The organism is Fibrobacter sp. UWB3 (assembly GCF_002210405.1).
GTDB lineage: Bacteria > Fibrobacterota > Fibrobacteria > Fibrobacterales > Fibrobacteraceae > Fibrobacter.
Window position 1 is genome coordinate 66,799 of the sequence record NZ_MWQJ01000005.1, and the last position, 20,319, is coordinate 87,117.

General features: G+C 49.8%; 18 protein-coding genes. 11 read left to right on the top strand and 7 right to left on the bottom strand.

The genetic code is table 11. The features are described from left to right. Positions 1–9 precede the first annotated feature (9 nt). On the bottom strand, positions 10–1,425 hold the full coding sequence (locus B7991_RS07390) for a PLP-dependent aminotransferase family protein (RefSeq protein ID WP_088630249.1): 1,416 nt from the start codon (positions 1,423–1,425) through the stop codon (positions 10–12). Between the two features lie 354 nt (positions 1,426–1,779). Between B7991_RS07390 and pdxS the strand changes: the two genes are divergently transcribed. Beyond that, complete coding sequence (pdxS, locus tag B7991_RS07395) at positions 1,780–2,658, top strand: pyridoxal 5'-phosphate synthase lyase subunit PdxS (RefSeq protein ID WP_088630250.1); 879 nt, start codon at positions 1,780–1,782, stop codon at positions 2,656–2,658. Next, the gene (gene pdxT / locus B7991_RS07400) at positions 2,659–3,282 is read left to right on the top strand and encodes a pyridoxal 5'-phosphate synthase glutaminase subunit PdxT (protein WP_088630251.1); all 624 of its coding nucleotides are present in this window, start codon (positions 2,659–2,661) and stop codon (positions 3,280–3,282) included. It abuts the gene before it with no gap. Between the two features lie 39 nt (positions 3,283–3,321). Here pdxT and B7991_RS07405 read toward each other — a convergent pair whose 3' ends face one another. Together B7991_RS07405 and B7991_RS07410 are read right to left on the bottom strand one after the other, a co-directional pair. After that, positions 3,322–3,714: a YkvA family protein gene (locus B7991_RS07405; protein WP_088630252.1), complete on the bottom strand. Its 393-nt coding sequence runs from the start codon at positions 3,712–3,714 to the stop codon at positions 3,322–3,324. A gap of 212 nt (positions 3,715–3,926) precedes the next feature. After that, on the bottom strand, positions 3,927–5,411 hold the full coding sequence (locus tag B7991_RS07410) for a DUF1846 domain-containing protein (RefSeq protein WP_088630253.1): 1,485 nt from the start codon (positions 5,409–5,411) through the stop codon (positions 3,927–3,929). A 105-nt stretch (positions 5,412–5,516) separates the two neighbouring features. Here B7991_RS07410 and B7991_RS07415 point away from each other — a divergent pair, with 105 nt between their 5' ends. Further along, positions 5,517–7,172 (top strand): NAD(P)/FAD-dependent oxidoreductase, encoded by a 1,656-nt coding sequence (locus B7991_RS07415; RefSeq protein ID WP_088630254.1) that lies wholly within the window; start codon positions 5,517–5,519, stop codon positions 7,170–7,172. Positions 7,173–7,193: 21 nt separating this feature from the next. Next, entirely contained in the window at positions 7,194–8,324 is a 1,131-nt protein-coding gene (locus B7991_RS07420; protein ID WP_088630255.1) for an RluA family pseudouridine synthase, read from the top strand. Positions 8,325–8,410: 86 nt separating this feature from the next. On the opposite strand, the gene B7991_RS07425 is transcribed toward B7991_RS07420, so the two are convergent. After that, positions 8,411–10,822, bottom strand: coding sequence for an ATP-dependent helicase (locus B7991_RS07425; protein ID WP_088630256.1), 2,412 nt, complete (start codon positions 10,820–10,822; stop codon positions 8,411–8,413). A 204-nt stretch (positions 10,823–11,026) separates the two neighbouring features. Between B7991_RS07425 and B7991_RS07430 the strand changes: the two genes are divergently transcribed. After that, positions 11,027–11,782 (top strand): hypothetical protein, encoded by a 756-nt coding sequence (locus B7991_RS07430; protein ID WP_088630257.1) that lies wholly within the window; start codon positions 11,027–11,029, stop codon positions 11,780–11,782. Between the two features lie 145 nt (positions 11,783–11,927). After that, entirely contained in the window at positions 11,928–12,242 is a 315-nt protein-coding gene (locus B7991_RS07435; protein WP_088630258.1) for a YbjQ family protein, read from the top strand. Between the two features lie 3 nt (positions 12,243–12,245). Here the strand turns inward: B7991_RS07435 and B7991_RS07440 are convergent, their stop codons facing one another. Next, a complete protein-coding gene (locus B7991_RS07440) occupies positions 12,246–12,590 on the bottom strand; it encodes a hypothetical protein (RefSeq protein ID WP_088630259.1) in 345 nt (114 codons plus the stop codon). A 121-nt stretch (positions 12,591–12,711) separates the two neighbouring features. On the opposite strand from B7991_RS07440, the gene ispD reads away from it, so the two are divergent. From ispD to pheT, 3 genes are all read left to right on the top strand, one after another. Beyond that, positions 12,712–13,449: a 2-C-methyl-D-erythritol 4-phosphate cytidylyltransferase gene (gene ispD / locus B7991_RS07445; protein WP_088630260.1), complete on the top strand. Its 738-nt coding sequence runs from the start codon at positions 12,712–12,714 to the stop codon at positions 13,447–13,449. A gap of 26 nt (positions 13,450–13,475) precedes the next feature. Beyond that, a complete protein-coding gene (locus B7991_RS07450; RefSeq protein ID WP_088630261.1) occupies positions 13,476–13,958 on the top strand; it encodes a hypothetical protein in 483 nt (160 codons plus the stop codon). A gap of 122 nt (positions 13,959–14,080) precedes the next feature. Further along, positions 14,081–16,516 carry a phenylalanine--tRNA ligase subunit beta gene (gene pheT, locus B7991_RS07455; protein WP_088630262.1) on the top strand — a complete coding sequence of 812 codons (2,436 nt, stop codon included), beginning with the start codon at positions 14,081–14,083 and terminating at the stop codon, positions 16,514–16,516. A 152-nt stretch (positions 16,517–16,668) separates the two neighbouring features. Here pheT and B7991_RS07460 read toward each other — a convergent pair whose 3' ends face one another. Both B7991_RS07460 and B7991_RS07465 read right to left on the bottom strand, forming a co-directional pair. After that, positions 16,669–17,298 (bottom strand): hypothetical protein, encoded by a 630-nt coding sequence (locus B7991_RS07460; RefSeq protein ID WP_088630263.1) that lies wholly within the window; start codon positions 17,296–17,298, stop codon positions 16,669–16,671. A gap of 105 nt (positions 17,299–17,403) precedes the next feature. Further along, positions 17,404–17,787: a hypothetical protein gene (locus B7991_RS07465; RefSeq protein WP_088630264.1), complete on the bottom strand. Its 384-nt coding sequence runs from the start codon at positions 17,785–17,787 to the stop codon at positions 17,404–17,406. 136 nt (positions 17,788–17,923) lie between these two features. On the opposite strand from B7991_RS07465, the gene dnaX reads away from it, so the two are divergent. Together dnaX and B7991_RS07475 are read left to right on the top strand one after the other, a co-directional pair. Beyond that, positions 17,924–19,651, top strand: coding sequence for a DNA polymerase III subunit gamma/tau (dnaX, locus tag B7991_RS07470; RefSeq protein ID WP_088630265.1), 1,728 nt, complete (start codon positions 17,924–17,926; stop codon positions 19,649–19,651). A gap of 288 nt (positions 19,652–19,939) precedes the next feature. Beyond that, positions 19,940–20,248 carry a YbaB/EbfC family nucleoid-associated protein gene (locus B7991_RS07475; RefSeq protein ID WP_012820129.1) on the top strand — a complete coding sequence of 103 codons (309 nt, stop codon included), beginning with the start codon at positions 19,940–19,942 and terminating at the stop codon, positions 20,246–20,248. Positions 20,249–20,319 lie beyond the last annotated feature (71 nt).

Here is a 20,319-nt window from a genome sequence, read left to right on the forward strand (position 1 = left end):
AAGAAAATCTCATTCCACAATTTTTTCAAGCAGCAAAACAGCCTTTTTCATTTGCTTTTCGGGCACGGAGGAATAGTTGATGACAAATTCATGTTGTGAGGGTTCGGCCATCGTGTAGTAATCCGAAAGTGCCCCGATGCGAACGCCTTTTTCGAGAGCCCGATTGCAAAATTCTTCATCGGAAAGCGTAGTTTTCACTTTTAGAATAAAATGCAAACCTGCATCTTGTTCAGCGATTTCAACGCGGTCATGAAGCGGACTGCGACGGATGATATCAAGCAGAATATCGCGACGGTGACGGTAAAAATTGCGCATACGGTTGATGTGCTTTTCGTAATGACCGCCGCTGATGAATTTTGCGAGTACGTACTGTTCAAGGTTCGATACAGTGCACGTGTAAAACGAAAACTCTTTGTGAAATTTTTGTGCAAGCGGTTTCGGGAGAATCATGTAACCCACGCGCACCGTAGAGGCAAGCGTTTTAGAAAATGAATTTATATAAATCGTCTTGTCTTGCACGTCAATGTTCTGCAACGCAGGTATCGGGCGGCCCACCATGCGGAACTCGCTATCGTATTCGTCTTCGACGATGTAGCGGTTGCTAGATTTTGCAGCCCAGCTTAAAAGTTCATAGCGACGGCTCACGGGCATCACCTTGCCTGTCGGGAAATGGTGCGATGGCGAAAGATGAACAACATCGGTACACGTTTCTTCAAGCTGGTCTATGCGAACGCCATGTTCATCAAGCGGGATAAAATTGCAAACAACATTAAGCTTTTGGTAAATTTTAGAAATTTTACTGTAGCCGGGGTCTTCGACGCCGTACTTTTTATCAAAGCCCAATAGTTGCACAAGCCAAGTGTAAAGGCAATCCGTTCCAGCGCCTACGACAATTTGTTCTGGATCCACGCGCATCCCGCGAAACTCCAGAAGCATCTTGGCGATCGCTTTTCGGAGCGCGATGACACCAGAATTCGGCGAACGCGTCAGCAGCTCATTTTGCTGTTCGCATAGGACTTTTCGCGTAATTTTTGCCCACGTCGAGAACGGGAACGTCGAAGCATCTACTTGATTATTGACAAAGTCTGCAATGTAATGTAGAGCCTTAGGCGGTTCAACGCGTTGCGATTCACGGGATTGCTTGGCGTGAATGGGCTTGGGCTGGATTTGCGGATTTTTAGATTGAATCGCCGCAACGAAAAAGCCCTTACGCGGAAGAGAGTAAATAAAGCCTTCGGCTAAAAGCTGCTCGTACGCATTTTCAACCGTCACGACGCTCACGCCCAACACATTGGCAAACGGACGCTTCGACGGAAGCTTCGCATCCGCCTCCAGACGCCCCGACAGAATATCGTCCTTTATAGAACGATAAAGGAAATGGTAAAGAGTGTCATCACCTGCTTTTGAAATGTCGTATGAGAGCATTTAGGAAATCCTTTTCTGTAAACCAAGAAGGCGATGCCCGAATAAATCGGGCATGACATCGTTATTATAACGAACGAGAACCGTTTCGAGTGTTTTTACAATGCGAAGTTCTTGCATTATCAAACTTTCCTTTTGAAAAAACTGACCACAAACTGACATTAAACTGAACCTATTAAAATAATAGAAATTTGAATATTTGATAATATCAATAAAAAGCGTAAATTATGCCTCGAAAACAAGAAAAAAACAGCACTAGAGTCATTAACGCAGCCCTTCGGCAAGCTCAGGGATCTTTTAAGGTTGGTGAGCCTGTCGAACCACGCTCAGGATGACACTCAAAACAAGGAGAACCCAATGTCTACAGAAAATCGCTACGAACTCAACAAGAATCTCGCCCAAATGCTTAAAGGTGGAGTCATTATGGATGTGACTACCCCGGAACAGGCAAAAATTGCCGAAGCAGCCGGTGCCGCCGCAGTCATGGCACTTGAACGCATCCCTGCCGATATCCGTGCCGCCGGTGGCGTTTCCCGCATGAGCGACCCCAAGATGATTAAAGGCATCCAAGACGCCGTTTCCATCCCCGTGATGGCCAAGTGCCGCATCGGTCACTTTGTCGAAGCCCAACTCCTCGAAGCCATCGAAATTGACTATATCGACGAAAGCGAAGTGCTCTCCCCCGCCGATGACGTTTTCCACATCAACAAGCACAATTTCAAAGTGCCGTTCGTCTGCGGAGCCCGTGACCTTGGCGAAGCACTCCGTCGCATTGAAGAAGGGGCCTCCATGATCCGCACCAAAGGCGAACCAGGAACCGGCGACATCGTACAGGCAGTCCGTCACATTCGCCTCATGAATCAGGAAATCGCACGCATCACCTCCATGCGCGAAGACGAACTTTTCAACCGAGCCAAGGAATTGCAAGTTTCGTACGAACTCGTGAAATACGTTCATGAACACAAGCGCCTCCCCGTCGTGAACTTCGCTGCAGGTGGCGTTGCCACGCCCGCCGACGCAGCACTCATGATGCAACTCGGCGCCGAAGGCGTGTTCGTCGGATCAGGTATTTTCAAGTCCGGCAATCCGGCCAAGCGTGCCGCCGCGATCGTGCAAGCCGTCACAAACTACAAGGACGCCAAACTCATTGCCAAGCTCTCCGAAGATTTAGGCGAAGCGATGGTCGGCATCAACGAAAACGAAATTGCACTTTTAATGGCAGAAAGAGGAAAGTAAATGAGCGAAGACAAAACAAACAACCACACCAAAATCGGCGTACTCGCCGTACAAGGTGCATTTGCCGAGCACCGCCAGATCCTTGAGAAGCTCGGCATTGAAACGTTTGAAATCCGCCAGTTGCGAGACCTCGAACAAGATTTCGACGGACTCATTCTCCCTGGAGGCGAAAGCACCGTACAAGGAAAGCTTTTGCACGACCTCGGACTTTTCGAGCCTTTACGCGAACGCATTGAAAGCGGACTCCCGACATTTGGCACTTGCGCAGGATTGATTCTACTTGCCGAGAAATTGAGCAACGACGGTCATACGTATTTTGCGACAACGCCCGTCACTGTAGAACGCAATGCCTACGGTCGGCAGCTCGGGAGTTTTTACACCGAAGAAAATTTTGAGGGAATCGGGAAAATCCCGATGACATTCATCCGAGCCCCACTCATACAGCGCGCAAGCCAGGATGTGCAAATTCTTGCGACCGTTCAAAATCAAATTGTCGCCGTGCGATACAAGAATCAACTCGCTATTTCGTTCCACCCAGAACTCAATAGCGATTTACGAGTGCATCAATATTTCGTGGAGGAAATTGTGAAAACGAATCGAATGCAAGCAAAGAAAGCTGCTTAATGGAGATTCCGGCTCAAGGCCGGAATGACAATGCAATAATTAGTGCGTAACGAGTGCGATTATCGCCGTTATAAGACCGCCAACGGCGACGCCAGCAAGCACAACAAAAGCCACCATCATCCACTTGACGTACTTTGCCAAGCGAACAACCATGGAATTCTGATCTTTGGCAAATTGCTGATAAGCATTGAGAGCGGCCATCACCGTAAAGCCAACATCATCAAGCCAGCCAAACAGCGGAATCGTATCGGGAACAGCATCAATCGGAGACAAATCGTAAACCACCGCAAGCATAGCAATAATTACAGAAAGCGCTTTCCAGACAACAGGAGCGCTATTCTGTTCATCCCCCTTTTTCACACTACGCCTATCACGATGCATATCGTTCATATCGTGAACTTCAACATCATCGTAAACTTTACCATTAGCCATTCAAACCCATCCTTCTAATCAAATTACTTTTTAAATATACAAACAAAAAGAAAAAGACTACCGATTTCTCGATAATCTTTAGTAAAGTTTTTGCTTTGCGAAACAAAGAACGTTTGATAATCAAGCAAGACAAGGCGCGAGTCCCCCGTAGCGTACTAAAACGTACGTGAGGGGGCGAGCAACGCAGTATTGCGCCGATTAGCGGACGTTCTTTACCCGTGGTAGAGCTTGCTCGTCTGGTAATTCGGTTCAGATGTCAAATTCACACCGAGGCGGCGGAACACACCAACGTCAACCTGCGACAGAATCACGCTGGAGTGGACTTCGCAATGGCGGAGTTCCGGAAGTTTTTCGAGCGCAATCTTTGCATTGTAATCCGTCAGAGCGCAAACGGAGAGAGCCACGAGGACTTCGTCCATGTGCAAGCGCGGATTCTTGTGACCAAGCTGCATCGTCTTGAGGTTCTGAATCGGTTCAATCACCATCGGAGAAAGCAGGCGGACTTCGTCCGGAATGCCAGCCAAGTGCTTGAGAGAATCGAGCAACATAGCAGAAGATGCACCGAGGAGCGAAGAAGTCTTGCCCGTGATGATCGTGCCATCGTTCAGTTCAATAGCAACAGCCGGACCGTTCGTTTCTTCAGCCTTGGCAACAGCAGCGACAGCAACCTTGCGGTCCTTAGCGCTGATGTGAGCCTGTTCCATCACAAGTTCAAGCTTGTAGACTTGATCCTTATCGGCATTACCCTTGCGGACTTGGCACAAAGTATTGTAGTAACGGCGGATGATTTCGGCATTGGCGGCTTCGCAAACAGCAGCATCATCAACGATGCAGTTACCAGCCATATTCACCCCCATATCCGTCGGGCTCTTGTACGGAGATTCACCGAGGATGCGCGTAAAGAGAGCGTTCAGAACCGGGAAGATTTCGACGTCACGGTTGTAGTTAATCGTCGTCTTGCCGTAAGCTTCCAAGTGGAACGGGTCAATCATGTTCACGTCGTTCAAGTCGGCCGTTGCAGCTTCATACGCGAGGTTGACCGGGTGCTTGAGCGGGATGTTCCAAATCGGGAACGTTTCAAACTTGGCATAGCCAGCCTTGACACCGCGCTTATTTTCATGATAAATTTGCGAGAGGCAGACAGCCATCTTTCCACTACCCGGACCCGGAGCGGTCACCACCACGAGTTCGCGAGAAGTTTCAACAAATTCATTCTTGCCATAACCATCATCGCTCACCACAAGCGGGATGTTGCTCGGATAACCAGCAATCGGATAATGGCGATAGACCTTGAGTCCGAGGCCTTCGAGCTTTTTCTGGTAAGCAACTGCGCTCGGCTGTTCTTGCCAGCGAGTCAGCACCACACTGCTCACGTAAAGACCATAACCACGGAAAGCGTCAATCAGGCGAAGGACGTCTTGATCGTAGGTAATGCCGAGGTCGCCACGAACCTTGTTCTTTTCGATGTCGCCAGCATTGATGGCGATGATGACTTCGGCCTTATCCTTGAGCTTTTCGAGCATGCGGATTTTGGAGTCAGGAGCAAAGCCCGGCAAAACGCGACTTGCATGATGGTCATCAAAAAGTTTTCCACCAAATTCAAGATAAAGTTTTCCACCAAATTTAGAGATACGTTCTTGAATTTTTTCAGATTGAGTTTTTAGATAAGCATCGTTATCAAAACCAACTTTAAACATATATCACTACCATTTTTAGGGTTTTCACAATTATAAAAAAATGTAAACCACTATCTCAAGTCCAAAAAACTATTTTTTTGCCATATTTCTAAATTTGTGGCATACATGTTTACATATCGCTACAGAGAACTCGCTGTCGCCCTTGAAAAAAAAGGCGAAGTCCGTCTTGCGCTCGCCAAGACGCTCCGAGTGAACCCCGAAGAAATCTTCAATCTCGAAGTCGAACGTTTTTCGCTGGACTCCAGACGCAAAGGCGACTTGCACTGGTCCTACAATGTCGTTTTCGACCTAAAGCGCAAAGTCCGTGCTACGGGGAACAACGCCCGCGGGCTCATCGAATCCAAACGCGAGATCAAGAGCCTCGATGCTGAACCGTTAAAAGACACTGTAGCGATGGCTAGCCACGTGGATGTCATTGGAGCAGGGCCTAGCGGTCTTTGGGCTGCGCTACATCTTTTGCGCAAAGGGTTCTCTGTCGATATTTACGAACAAGGTAAGCAAGTTGAAGAACGTTTTCGCGACATCCGCAAATTCTTTGTAGACCGCAAGTTCAACGCCTACAGTAACGTGCTATTTGGTGAAGGTGGAGCAGGTGCATTCAGTGATGGCAAGCTCAACACCCGCAGTCGCAACTTGTTCAGCGAAACCGTGCTCAAGGACATGGTAGACTTTGGCGTTGACGAAAGCGTCGTCACGTTTGCAAAGCCGCACATTGGTACAGACAAACTTGTACTCATGTTGCGTCAAATCCGCGCCGAAATTGTCCGACTTGGCGGGCATATCCATTTCAACACAAGCCTTGAAGATATTGAAATTAAGGATGGGCGAATTTGCGCAATTAAGCTAAGGGAGATTCCCGCATGCGCGGGAATGACAAGTGCGGGCGCAGGGATCGCGGAATCGCATTGGCAACCGTGCGAAGCGCTGGTCCTTGCAGTTGGGCATTCCGCTCGTAGCGTTTACGAGATGCTCCACGCTCGCGGCGTGACTCTCGAAAGCAAGGCGTTCGCCATGGGCGTCCGCGTCGAACACCCACAATCGCTCATCAATATGCGACAGCTCGGACTGAACGTCGATACAAGACTCACCGGAGCCGCCGAATATTTCCTCGCCACGCCGACAATCAACAAGACTTCAAGCGCCTATAGCTTTTGCATGTGCCCCGGCGGAGTCCTTGTGCCATGTGCCTCGGAACCGGGAACGCTTGCGACAAACGGCATGAGCTACAGCCACCGCAATGGCGCATTTGCTAACGGAGCCATCGCCGTCCCAATTACTGCAGGCGCCGAAGGCTTTGACATTCCTTCAAGCGGTTCGCTTTTTGGCGGTCTCGACTTGCAACGAAAAATCGAAACAGACGCCTACAACGTCGGCGGAAAAGTTTACGCCGCTCCCGCGCAAACGATCAAGAACTTCCTCGCCCACCGCGAAGACAAAACGCTCCCCAAAACCACCTACCCTTGCGGGCTCGTGCCAAGCAATCTGTGGGATTGGATGGACAAGACGATATGCCAAAGTCTCGCCGAAGGCTTCCAAAATTTTGACCGCAAAATTCCAGGATTCATCAACGAAGGCCTGATTGTCGCCCCCGAAACGCGCACTAGCTCGCCGCTCCGCATCACGCGCAACAACGAAACTCTCGAAAGCGTGAACACCCAAGGACTATTCGTCCTCGGCGAAGGAGCTGGCTACGCAGGCGGAATCGTCACCAGTGCCGCAGACGGCGTACGACTTGCACACTACGCCAAAAAATGCAAGTAAACCATTAACTAGTAACTAAAAATGATTACACGTACTATCGATCGCAATTTTGCAAACATGCGCCTTGACCGTTTCCTCCGCAAGGCATTCCCCGAAGAATCACTCTCGGTGTTCTTCGCAGTCATCCGCAAAAAGAAAGTCCGTGTAAACGGCGTTGTCGGCAAGGCAAACCAGATGCTCGTCGAAGGCGACGTGGTCAACATTTACGAGAACTTCAAATCCGTAAGCGAAGACGACAAAAAGGGGGAAAGCCTTCCCCTCGCTTCCGCCGCCGAAGCGGCTCCCGCTACCCCTTCGAGCGGGGACACCCCGCAACGCCCCGATGCCAAAAGCGCAACAGGATTTGCCAAGAACAAGTCCACCTGGGGCCGCCACCTCACAGGTGCCGAAAAGCAGGCGCACTGGGGCGCTCACGAGCTCGACCTCGTCGTGCAAACCGAAGATTACGTGATTGTGAACAAACCCTCGGGACTCGCAAGCCAGCCGGGCAGCGGCACGCGCCCAGGCGAAAGCCTCGTGGAATACCTCTGGGAATGGGGACGTAACGAAGGTCTCGATTTCAAGCCGACCATCGCCCACCGCCTCGACCAAGAAACTTCCGGCCTCATCATCGCCGCTCTCCACGGCGACACGCTCCGCGACTTCACCCGCATGATTCGTGAACATGTCGTAGACAAATTCTACTTTGCGCTCGTGAAAGGCAATCTCAAGAAAGACCGCGGCACCATCAGCGAATCGCTCCTGCGCACAGACAGCGCCAAGGGCAGCAAGATGCTCGTCGGCCAAGATGACGAAAACGCACAGAAGGCCATCACGCATTACCGCGTCAAGCAGCATTACGAAGGCTACGATCTTGTGAAAATCAAGCTCGAAACAGGCCGCATGCACCAGATTCGCGCCCACTTCGCAAGCATCGGGCATCCGCTTCTTGGCGATACACGTTACGGCGACTTCGCACTCAACCGCGAAGTCAAAAAGCTGTTCGGTCTGAACCGCTTATTCTTGCACAGCTGCCGCCTGGAATTCGATTGGCAAGGCGAACATAAAGTTTTCGATTGCCCTCTCCCCAAGGAACTCCGCGATGTCATCAAGCAGCTCAAGCCGATGCGCTTTGAACGTCCTGAAAACAACTTCCAAAGAAGCAGACGATAAAATGGCGATGCAGCAACAGGGTGCGGCATGACAAAAGCAGGCGAAGCCTGTCACCCCGTACTTGTTACGGGGCCGACATTTATCCTCTACACTTTCGATAGCGGGAAATCGAACTGAATCGAGCGCGGGGTCGCAAACTTGTCAAAAGTAATTTCGTAACAGAAGTTCTTTTTATCGACACCGCTAACGGTCCCGATCCCAAAAATCTTGTGCACGACACGATCGCCTACCGCAAATTCTGCCGTAGGCGCTTTCTTTACCGAGCCAAGACTTTCGTCTTCATCAAAATCGCCCATCAAATCGCGATTGCGGTCCGCTTCTGCAATAAAAGCCCGTGCCGCCAAAAGCAAATCGTCCGAGAACCCACGCGCCACATCGAGCTCGCCCATGTCCATTTCGAGCAAGAATCTCGACGGATAACGCGACCCGCTCTCGCCCGCCACGCCATCTTCGGCATCGCTCAGGCAAAGTACGTTTTCGGCACGCGTGAAAGCCACATACGCAAGTCTGCGCTCTTCTTCGAGCTGAATCTTGTTCTGCACGCGCTTTACCGGGAAAAAGCCCTCGTTCAAGCCGCACACAAAAACGTACGGGAATTCCAATCCCTTCGCATTGTGAATCGTCATGAGCTGCACGCGGTCCTTTTCCTGCACATCTTCATCGGCATTCGTGAACAGCACGATGTTTTGCAAATACTCATCCAGCGAAGCATCTTCTTCGTAGTAATTCTCGAATTCAAGAATCCCCTGCTTGAGTTCCGCGAGATTGTCCAAGCGATCTTCATCGCCATCCAGGCGAAGCATTTCCTCGTACTTCGTCTCGCGAAGCATCTTCGAAAGCAATTCCGAGACGCGCATATCCTTATAACGCGAACGGTACTTTTCAATCAACTTCACGTATTCAACGACGTTGCTTCTCGACAAGAATTCCTTGCAGTCAAAATCGATTTTCCGATGGTCATTGCCGACCGACGAAAGTTCCGCCTGCGTTGTGACATCAGGCGCCACATCGTTCAAGCGCCCCGCCTCGTACACAATTTCAAGCAGAGCCTCGTAAAGTCCGACCTTGCGCGTATCCGCAAACGCCTGCAAAATCGCCATTTTCTTCGGCCCGAACTGGCGCTTGGGCGTATTCACCGTCCGGATAAACGACAAATCATCGGCATACACAAGCATTCGCAAATAGCAAATGATATCCTTGATTTCCTTGCGCTGGTAAAAGCCTACACCGCTATAAACCTTATAAGGGATAGACTCCGACATCAGAGCCTCTTCGACAGAACGCGACTGCGAATGCATACGGTACAAGACCGCTATATCCTTGTAATGCACGCCGCCCGCACCGTTTTTCACAGAATTCTGTACCGCATTCTGGATGCGTTCTACAATCCATTTCGCTTCTTCGCGCGTGTTCTTTGCATGGTAAAAAACAGGCGTCTTGCCACCCGCACGAACCGGCTTCAAAACCTTCTCGATTCGGTACTTGTTATTCTTGATGACCGCATCCGGCACCTTCAAAATGCTCGGCGTCGAGCGGTAATTGTTCTGCAACAGAATCGTCTTCGTGCCTTTATGGAATTGGTCAAATTCCAAAATACGATTGATATCGGCACCGCGCCAACCATAAATCGTCTGGTCCGGGTCGCCCACAACAAACAGGTTCTTGTGGTAGCTCGAAAGCAAATCCGCCAAACGATACTGTTGACCGTCAATGTCCTGGTACTCGTCGACCATCACGTACATCATGCGCTTGCGCCACTTGTCGAGCTTTTCCGGGAAATTCTCTAGAATATATAGCGTCACCAGAATCAAATCGTCAAAATCGAGCGCGTAATTTTTCTTCTGCTCGTACAGATAGCGGTAATAAACCGCCATCCACTTGTCCGGAGCCTCGTCCGCAAGCTCCACCAGATGCTCGCGTTTCTCGTTTTCAACCGCCGGCGCATTCCCGGCCGCCGATGCACCCACCTCATCCGCCAAGTGTTCCGCAAACAGCGACACGTACCCAATATCATTCGCCTTGCGGCCACCCACAAAATCAAGGACACTGCTGATTTTCAAGTCCTTGAGCGAGAATCCCAAATCCGCATACGCCTTGCGCAAAAGCGACTTTTGGTCGTCCTCGTCCAGAATCATGAATTCCTTCGGGTAATTCAGCACGTGGATTTCTTCTCGCAAGAACTGCACGCAAAAGCCGTGAAACGTCGAAATGTAGCCGCTGTCGTCGCCGCCCAGAATCGAGCGGATGCGCTTTTTCATTTCGGCAGCAGCCTTGTTCGTGAACGTCACGCAGAGAATGTTCGCAGGCGAAATGCCCATCTCCTTCACGAGATACAGATAGCGGTGCGTGAGCGTCCGGGTCTTGCCAGACCCAGCACCCGCCACCACGCGCACATAGCCCTCGGTCGTCTCGACCGCCTCAAGCTGTTCCTTGTCCAGGCGAGAACGCTCCCATTCGAGGGAGTTTTCAACATTTTCGCTTTTCGGGCTTTTTTCCATATGCGAACCGCCTTGTAGTGAACATCTGTTTTACTGCACAAAAAGTAATCTATTTACAGAAATCCGTCAAGTTTTATGCGTTTTTTACCCCACCGTTCTACATTGGAATATGACTATAAACTTTTCTTAAGTTTTTCGTAAGTAATGAGATATATTTAGAAACGGAGCAATGATAAAACCACAATTTTAGCCAAGGAGGCAAATATGTTTACGAAGCTCTCCAAAACTGTGGCTATTTCTGTTATTATGTATTGCGCATCGTTGTTTGCGCAAACTCCCCAAGTTACCGAAAGATCGGCAATCCCCCCAAAAGGGGATTCTACAATAACAACAACACAAGAAGTTGCGACACCAGCACCTAGCCAAAAATTACGCAACCTCAAAACGATTCATAGCTATAATTTTAATCTTCCCGTCGAATCCGAAACCTGGGAGGTCCGATCCGACAAACATGAATGGAATTCCCTTGGATTCCAGCTCAGTTGGACTCGCTACAAGACCGAAGAAAGTGGATATTCCACATTATTTGGCTTAGGAGCAAGCTATTTTACCGGTGACCTAAAAGACGACTTTTTCGACGATAAAATCGAATTCAAAGGTTTTGATCTCAACGCGAAATTAGGGTTGGGCTTTGCCCCGGTTTCAAACGATCTAATCGTCGCCTTCCATTTCATTTGCGGCGTCGATGTAAAATTTGCTAACGGTAAAGCTTATATAGAGGATGAAAAATTTATGCCAGCCGCCATATATGTTGATGCAACCATTGGCGGAGACATCATTATCGGCTATCAGGTTCTAGGATCCATGGGTATTCTCGCTGGAATTGATATAACAACCAACGCCTTCGGAATCGGTGGCTACTCCAGAGACCACGACAAAGCTTCCAAGGTGACACAGTTGGATTACGTATTCTCTGGAATCAATTTCACACCTCATTTGGGAATTTATTTCGCTTTCTAATTCATTCTATTCTCTCCTCAACAAACCCTCCTTACCCCTGCACCCTAAAAGTGCAGGGGTTTTTGCGATATACAAGTTCATTCACAATTGAAAAGTGTATATTATAACAGACAAATGTCTTAAAATAGGCAAATGAAGAGGAAAAATGATTATTGTAAACACAGACTACATCAGTGGCAAAGAAATCGAAACGATCCAGCTTGTCAAAGGGAGTATCGTTTTTTCGAAGAACGTTGTCCGTGATATCTTTGCCGGGCTCAAGACTATTATCGGTGGCGAAATCGGCGGCTACAGCGAAATGATGAACGAAGCACGCCAAAAAGCAACTGAGCGCATGATCAGCGAAGCCACCATGATTGGAGCAGACGCCATCGTGAATGTCCGCTATTCCACAAGCGCCTTAATGGCTAATGCCGCAGAAATTATCGCCTACGGCACAGCAGTCCGCTTCAAGAAATAGGCGCTACAAATAGCGCTGGCATAAAAGGACGGCAAGCGCAGTCGCAAAAGCCATATAGGTAAACACAAAAGCCACCGCCTTTTTACGACTGCCTTCCAAACGAATCTCTGGCAAAGTGCTCACAAAGCATATTTGCCACAAATCAAACAAAATCCAAGCAAGGTTTACAGCCGCAAGGCTTAAACTGACATGATGAGGAGCAATAACGGCAACAAGGGTTAAATAAATTTTGATGCTTCCCGAAACACTGTTCGAAAGCAAAAAATTATGCGCCCCAATAAAGCCACCCAAGCAGGCAGCCACAGCCATGCGGGTTCGATTTCGGGGTTTTAATTCTCTAAAATCCATTTTATCTCCCATATACACACTCAAAGCCAAAGGTAAAAACTTTCTCTACATTCAAAAAACTTTTTAGTTCTTACATTTTAAACACGGTGACCTAAATCACAAATCTTTCTATTTTTTAAATATGTCTAATTCATTACTTTTTGGAAAATTCGCAGCAGTTCTCCCCGCAGGCGGCCTCGGCAAGCGCATGGGCGGGGCAATTCCCAAACAATTGATGCAACTTGGCGGAAAACCGGTTTACCAATATAGCCTCGAAACCTTCCTCAATATGGAAGAAATCGCTGAAGTTGTGATTGCCGTCCCAGCCGATTGGAAAGACTACTTTGAAAAAGATATTTTTAGCCGTTTGAGTCCCGCATTTGGAACCGGATACGGGAATAATTTAAACAAACTAAGAATTGTCGTTGGCGGGAAAGAACGCTGGCAGTCCGTGCAAAACGGAGTGAACGCGCTCACTAGCGGCGCTGAATACGTGCTCGTCCACGATGTAGCACGCCCGTTCATTAGCGAAAAGATTATCCGCGATGTCTGCGAAACGCTCGTCAATCAAGGAAGTTGCCTCGTTGCCAAGCCCGCAATCGACACCATCAAGATTGCAAGCGATGGTCGTGTCGAAAGCACCATTGACCGCAACAAAGTTTGGCTTGCACAGACACCGCAAGCAGCCCGCATCGATTTGCTCAAGAGCCTTTATACCCGCATCGAGAAGGAACCGCTGAACTTCACGCCAACCGATGAAGCAAGCATCCTCGAATTCTTTGGCGAGCCCGTCTATATCGTGAAAGGCGAATCCGCAAACGACAAGCTCACGACGCCCGAAGATTTCGAATTTTTCGCAAGCCGGGCCAACCAGTTTTAACAGCAACAAAGCCTTACGAGGAGTAAATGAAATACCTGAAGCTACTTGGAATTCTAAGCGCATGCGTTCTCATGACATCTTGCGCGCAGTCCCTTTCTGTTTCCAAGAAAGAAACCTTCGAACAAAAATCCGGCGTTATCGGCGTATTCCGTCAGCCAGTCGGATTCTGCAGTGGCGGATACCAACAGCAAATCAAGCTCGGTGGAGAAAGAGTCATCGTCAAGCCCACATGGACTAGCGAACAGGACAACCTCTTTTCGGCCTACATTGAACCTGGAAAAGCAGATTTAGAGTATTACAGATTTTCTTGCGGACTCACGGAAACTACGCTCACCCTAAAAGAAAAACACGGGGTCGTAATCCCTCAAAAAGGCTTCTGCAAAATCGCCATTTCATTCCTGAAAAACGACGAACTATTCTCGAAAAACGAAGTCCTATTGTTCAATCACTTCAAGAAAGAAGAAGTTGCAGCTTCCTTTGAAGATATTCCCTACTGCGAAACATATTAATCCAAGTTTCATTTTTTCTATATTTACCGCCGAAAATTTAAGCAGGCACGAAATTCGCACACCCCCGCGACACCAGCCGCAAGGACAAAAACTGCAAGTTTCGAGCCACAAAGGGTAATAAAATGAAAGTTTCTTTGAATTGGCTTAGACGTCACGTTGACCTTCCGGAATCTGCGGAAGATGTCGCAAAGGCGCTCACCTCCATCGGTCTCGAAGTTGAAGGCATGGAAGAACCGGGCAAGGTCTATGACAAGTTGCTCGTTGCAAAGGTTCTCACTTGCGATCCGCACCCGGATAGCGATCACTTGCACATCACTACCGTGAACGACGGCACGAACACCATCCAGGTTGTTTGCGGAGCCCCGAACGTCGCTGCAGGCCAGACGGTTGTGCTCGCCCCGATTGGCGCAGAACTTCCGCTCCCTGATGGCACCAAGCTCAAGATGAAGAAATCCAAGATTCGCGGTGTCGAAAGCTTCGGCATGATCTGCGCCGAAGACGAAATCGGTCTTTCTGACGACCACGGTGGAATCATGGTTCTCGACGATTCCATCCCGGCAGGTACGCCGTTCGTAAGCCTCGGCATGTACGACGTCTGCTTCGAACTGAACGTCACGCCGAACCGCCCGGACGCCCTCAGCCACCGCGGTGTCGCACGCGAACTCGCTGCCAAGTTTAACCGTCCGCTCAAGCCGCTCGCTTACACCCTCAAGGAAGACTCCGAAGACGCAAGCGCCGCCATCAGCCTTGAAGTCGTTCCGGGTTGCGGTTGCTCCCGCTATGTGGGTCGCGTCATCAAGGACGTGAAGGTTGAAAAGTCCCCGGCATGGCTCACTAAGCTTTTGCACGCTGTCGGCATGAACAGCATCAACAACGTCGTCGACATCACGAACTTCATCTTGATGGACGTTGGTCAGCCGCTCCACAGCTTTGATATGGACCAGCTCCACGGCAACAAGATCAAGGTCCGCCGCGCCGTCAAGGGCGAGCATATTGAAACGATCGACCACACCGCACACGAACTCATCGAAAACGACCTCGTGATTTGCGATGGTGACCGTCCGGCTTGCGTCGCTGGCGTGATGGGCGGTGTCGAATCCGAAATCGTCGATGCCACGAAGAACGTGTTCCTCGAAAGCGCCTGGTTCAACCCCACCGTTATTCGCAAGCAAGCCAAGCGCCTCTGCATTTCTACGGACTCCAGCTACCGCTTCGAGCGCGAAATTGACTTTGCTACGCAGGACGAATACAGCAAGTACGCTTGCGCCATGATCCAGGAAGTCGCTGGTGGCCGCATCCTCAAGGGTTCCGTCGAATACACCGGCGAAGACCACAAGAAAGAAAATAACGTCGTCACACTCCGCATTGCCCGCGCCGAAAAAGTCATCGGCATGAAGCTCGAAGCTGCCCAGGTCGAAAAGTACCTCACGGGTATCGCTCTCGAAGTCGTGAAGAAGGACGCCGAATCTATCACGTTCAAGATTCCGAGTTTCCGCCCGGACCTCGAACGCGAAGTCGATCTCATCGAAGAAATCGCTCGTCTCGTCGGCTTTGACAACATTCCGTACAGCCTGCCGAAGTTCACAATGCAGCCGAACGAACTCCCGCCGATTGAAGTCTTGAACCGCAAAATCCGCAAGACGCTTTCTGCCATGGGTCTCCACGAATGCTTGAGCCTCCGCTTTACAAGCAAGGCCCGCACCGAAGCCCTCTTTGGCCCAGAAAGTGACGACCGTCGCAGCAAGCCGGCTCTCCTTTTGAACCCGCTTTCCGAAGAACTCGGTGCTGTGCCGACGAGCCTCCTCCCGAATCTTCTCAAGGCTGTTGCCGAAAACGAAAAGAACCGTCCGGGTTCTGTTCGTCTGTTCGAAGTTGCCAAGGGACAGTTCAAGCGCGCTCGCAAGGACGAACGCGATCCGGGCTTTGACGAATCCAACCTCGTCGCCCTCACCATCGCCGGTAACTTTGATACCGATCCGCTCAACGACAAGCCAAAACAGATTGACTTTGCCGCCTTCAAGGGCTTTGTCCAAAGCTTCTTCAAGCGCCTCGGCCTCGTCGTGGAATTCCGCGCCGCAGCAAAGCCAGAACTATTCCTCCATCCGGGCAAGCAGGCCGAAATTGTCTGCAACGGCACGGTTCTTGGAACGATGGGCGAACTCCATCCGAACTGCCTCAAGGCTAACGAAATCAGCTACGAGACTTACGTGATGGAAGCCGACATGGACAAGATGGAACATGAAAGCCACAAGAAGATCGTGTTCCAGCCGTTCAGCCGCCAGGTGCCTTCGACCCGCGACATCTCTATCGAAGTTGCAAAGTCGATGACTCACGAAGACGTGCTCGCCCGCATCAAGGCTCTCAACCCGAAGAACCTCGCGAAGATTACTCTCAAGAGCATCTACGAAGGTGAAAAGATTGAAGCAGGCAAGAAGAACATGGTTTACAGCCTCACTTACCAGGCTATGGACCGTACGCTCACGGACGACGAAGTCAACAAGGCACACAACAAGCTCCGCGACAAGCTCGTCGCAAACGGCGACATCGTACTCCGCTAGTAGCGATTGCACCGCAAAGCAATCATCCTCGAACGATTGCTTTGCGTCATCCTGAACAAAGAGGTTGGGGCTTGCCCCATACAGTAATTTCTCGTAATTACACAAAAAAACGCTCCCATCGGGAGCGTTTTTCATTTTCGTAATTACAATAACTACTCTGCAAGCGGAGTGTTATTCAAGACAATGCGAACCGCTTTTTCCATGATGGTTTCCCAGTCGCTCAACGACACGACAAACGAATAGCCGGAGTTAGCCTCATAATCGCCATAGCCAACTCTTTTGCCACTCTTCACATCATAATAAGCATATATGCCCTTTGCCGTAAAGTAGTTTTGCGGGCAAGAATAAGTCGTCATTCCATTAGAGCATGTCGACATTTTCGTAGTTCTGCCAATCCAAATATCATCCAGCACAAGATAGATATCCGCAGAATTACTCATTTCTGTCACACTCGGGACTTTAATATTCTCGTTATTTAGAGGAGCCGGATTAATTCTGATATTATCGCTAGAAATTTTCTGTACCGAATAGCGAACACCAGAAGTCTGTTCTCCCAAATTATTTTCTAATTCAGTTTTGTACCATTCAGAGAACTTATTGTAATAATCCGGCAGGTCATCCTGCAAATCATCAAGATTGGCGATAATCGGTTCCGTGAACACAACCTTGACCTTAGTCGGTTTGCTAGTCCAAGAATCATCAATCACAGCTCGCGGAGCTGCGCACCCAACCAAAAAAGCGCAAGCAATCGCCATAGCTAGAACAAGCTTTAATTTTCTCATACAAACTCCTTTTTGTAAATTATTGAGAAATTATTTAAGATTTTTAGAATCTAGTAAAATAATATAAGCTTATCCTAACCCAGTGGTTCGGTAGACTAACTTTAACTAGCCCAGCCCCAGCTGTTCGCGTACATTCTTAATAAATTCATATTCTTCGGGCGATATATTAGTCCTGTTGTAGTCTTCGTGCGAAGCATTCGCAATACGGACCATGCAGTTTATCACGAGAACCTTTGAATCACGGGACTGCGACTGAAGAGCCTTGACGCAAGCCTTGGTACGTTCGCTAGCCGATTTGAAGCCAGCATAGAGGCTATTGAATTCGTCCCAACTGGCGTTCGGAGTCACTTCGTCATGAATCTTGTCGAGTTCAGCACTTTCCGCTTCCGTTGCCGAAGTCGCCCCCGGCAAAAGCGGTTCATTTTCGTAGTCATGGGAAAGGCAGGCTGTCTGCCAGCACAAAATCAAAAGCGCCATATCAAAATTCATAAGTACCTCTATTTGACTAATTACATTTATAAAGATACGAAAATTAAGCGCCGATGGCGTAGTCTTTAGTCAATAGCTATTAGTTACTAGAAACTCTTAACTAAAAAATCCTGATTACTTTACTATATTAAACAGCATGGCATACATCGCAATGGCGCGTAAGTGGCGCCCGCAATCATTCAGCGATATGGTCGGTCAGGAACATATCGCAAAGACTCTTGAGAACGCCATTCAGGGCGGTCGTCTCCATCATGCATTCCTTTTTACCGGCACCCGTGGTGTGGGCAAGACTACTAGCGCCCGCATCCTCGCCCGCACGCTCAACTGCAAGGGCAATGACCCGCTGCACCCGTGTGGGCAGTGCGACAGCTGCAAGGATATCGCCGGCGGAAACCCGATGGACGTCTATGAAATAGATGCGGCCTCTAACACCAGCGTCGACAACATCCGCGATGTGATTGAACGTGTGCAGTACCCGCCCGTCATCGGCAAGTACAAGATCTTCATCATCGACGAAGTCCACATGCTCTCGACAGGCGCCTTCAACGCTCTCCTCAAGACGCTCGAAGAACCGCCGTCCCACGTGATTTTCATCTTTGCAACGACCGAAGTCAACAAGGTCCCGCAGACGATTTTGAGCCGCGTGCAACGTTTTGACTTCAAGCGCCTGACCGTAGACCAGATCCGCAGCCGCCTCCGCTACATTTGCGAACAGGAAGGCATCAAGGCCACCGATGAAGCCCTCGACATCTTTGCCGAAAAAGCCGACGGTTCCATGCGTGACGGCCTCACCTACTTTGACCAGGCATACGCCTTTACCGGGAACGAGATGACCGCGGAATCCGTCCGCTCCGTCCTCGGCATCCCACCTGTAGAACTTTTCTTCTCGCTCATCCAGTCCATCGAAAACCACGACATCAAGGGTTGCTTCCGCATGGTGGATGACGCTGTGAAAATCGGTATCGAGTTCATCCCGCTGCTCGACGGCTTTGGCAAGTTCCTCCGCAATTTGCTCTACGCCCGCCTCGACGCATTCACGCCGGACGCACTCAACATCACCGAAGAGCTTTACACCAAGTACAAGAGCTGCGCACAAAGTCTCACCAACGGTGACATTCTCCGCATCAGCAAGATGCTTATCGACTTGCAGGGTACGCTCCGCTACAGCACGAACCCGCGCCTCCTCGTCGAGACGACTTTCGCCCGAATGGCTTGGCTCGACCGACTGGTCGATTTGCGAAAAGCTCTTGCAGCGATTAACGATCCTAAAAGCGCCGAAAACGACGCGGTAAAAAAAAAAGTAACTGAAGTCAGCGCCATGATAGACGCCCAGGAAGAAGTCCAGGCGTCTTATGATGACCCGTTTGCAGGCTACGATCAGGGTGGCGTGCAGGCTTTTTCACGTTACGAAATTGCCGCCGCATGGCCTTCCATCCTCTCCAACATCGCTAACGACGGCGACTACGTATTCTCCGCCGCCATTGCTGGCACCACGCTTGAAACCGGCGACCCCGAACAGAATCCGTTCCCGATTGCACTTACCTACGCGGGCACGACCGAGAATGCCGAAAACTGGGGCTACCGCCAAATGACGGAGCATCCCGAATACGTCGAACGCGTGACACGCATTTTGGAAGACCGCCTGCAGACAAAAATTGCGCTTTCCATCCGCACCCGCGCCTTCACCGAATCGGAACTGGCCGAGCAGCGCGCCGCCAAGATGAGCCCATACGAGCTCGACCTGGAAAAGGAACCGGGACTTGCAAAGCTCCAGCAGATGTTTGCAACGGAACTCGTTTTCACCAAGAAACTCAAGAAAGCAGCCATCGTTTCACAATGTGACGACGAGGATTGCGACGCATAGATTATCATGGACCCTATCGGTCGCAAGCTCCCTCCAGGGTGACAATTAAAACGTCATCCTGGAACGAAACGTAGTGTGGTGATAGAATCCATAAAAATAAAAATTCTATAATTACGAATGGAAAATGACTTTAATGCCCCCCACTTTAATGTCATTCCCGACTTGTTCGGGAATCTCCCGAGACTTCACTAGAAGGAGATGCCCGCTCGTAGGCGGGCATGACAACTGCGGTAAAGCAATAAAGCATAAAAACAACTTTTAATACACTCAAAAAGCGAGGATATATTCATGGACATGAGCAAGATGCTTAAGGACCTTCAGAAAATGCAGAGCAAGATGCTTAAGGCACAAAACGACCTCAAGGCACAGAGCTTTGATGCCGAAGCCGGCGGCGGAATGGTGAAGGTCGCCATGAACGGAAAGGGCGTACTCACGATGGTGAAGATCAATCCGGATGCAGTTGACAAGGACGATGTCGAAGCTCTCGAAGACCTCATCATGGCAGCCGTGAACTCCGCCGTCAAGAAGAAAGACGACGCCCAGCAGGCAAGCATTTCGGACATCACTGGCGGCATGAAAATCCCCGGTTTGATGTAATTTTCGCCAAATTTCGCAAAAATTCGCAAATTCGGATGCACTTCATCCCCAATATTTGCGCTTCATCAAAA

Excerpts from the sequence above, each read along its gene's own strand:
- B7991_RS07390 (WP_088630249.1), bottom strand. The coding sequence starts at position 1,425 with ATGCTCTCATACGACATTTCAAAAGCAGGTGATGACACTCTTTACCAT.
- pdxS (WP_088630250.1), top strand. The coding sequence starts at position 1,780 with ATGTCTACAGAAAATCGCTACGAACTCAACAAGAATCTCGCCCAAATG.
- pdxT (WP_088630251.1), top strand. The coding sequence starts at position 2,659 with ATGAGCGAAGACAAAACAAACAACCACACCAAAATCGGCGTACTCGCC.
- B7991_RS07405 (WP_088630252.1), bottom strand. The coding sequence starts at position 3,714 with ATGGCTAATGGTAAAGTTTACGATGATGTTGAAGTTCACGATATGAAC.
- B7991_RS07410 (WP_088630253.1), bottom strand. The coding sequence starts at position 5,411 with ATGTTTAAAGTTGGTTTTGATAACGATGCTTATCTAAAAACTCAATCT.
- B7991_RS07415 (WP_088630254.1), top strand. The coding sequence starts at position 5,517 with ATGTTTACATATCGCTACAGAGAACTCGCTGTCGCCCTTGAAAAAAAA.
- B7991_RS07420 (WP_088630255.1), top strand. The coding sequence starts at position 7,194 with ATGATTACACGTACTATCGATCGCAATTTTGCAAACATGCGCCTTGAC.
- B7991_RS07425 (WP_088630256.1), bottom strand. The coding sequence starts at position 10,822 with ATGGAAAAAAGCCCGAAAAGCGAAAATGTTGAAAACTCCCTCGAATGG.
- B7991_RS07430 (WP_088630257.1), top strand. The coding sequence starts at position 11,027 with ATGTTTACGAAGCTCTCCAAAACTGTGGCTATTTCTGTTATTATGTAT.
- B7991_RS07435 (WP_088630258.1), top strand. The coding sequence starts at position 11,928 with ATGATTATTGTAAACACAGACTACATCAGTGGCAAAGAAATCGAAACG.
- B7991_RS07440 (WP_088630259.1), bottom strand. The coding sequence starts at position 12,590 with ATGGATTTTAGAGAATTAAAACCCCGAAATCGAACCCGCATGGCTGTG.
- ispD (WP_088630260.1), top strand. The coding sequence starts at position 12,712 with ATGTCTAATTCATTACTTTTTGGAAAATTCGCAGCAGTTCTCCCCGCA.
- B7991_RS07450 (WP_088630261.1), top strand. The coding sequence starts at position 13,476 with ATGAAATACCTGAAGCTACTTGGAATTCTAAGCGCATGCGTTCTCATG.
- pheT (WP_088630262.1), top strand. The coding sequence starts at position 14,081 with ATGAAAGTTTCTTTGAATTGGCTTAGACGTCACGTTGACCTTCCGGAA.
- B7991_RS07460 (WP_088630263.1), bottom strand. The coding sequence starts at position 17,298 with ATGAGAAAATTAAAGCTTGTTCTAGCTATGGCGATTGCTTGCGCTTTT.
- B7991_RS07465 (WP_088630264.1), bottom strand. The coding sequence starts at position 17,787 with ATGAATTTTGATATGGCGCTTTTGATTTTGTGCTGGCAGACAGCCTGC.
- dnaX (WP_088630265.1), top strand. The coding sequence starts at position 17,924 with ATGGCATACATCGCAATGGCGCGTAAGTGGCGCCCGCAATCATTCAGC.
- B7991_RS07475 (WP_012820129.1), top strand. The coding sequence starts at position 19,940 with ATGGACATGAGCAAGATGCTTAAGGACCTTCAGAAAATGCAGAGCAAG.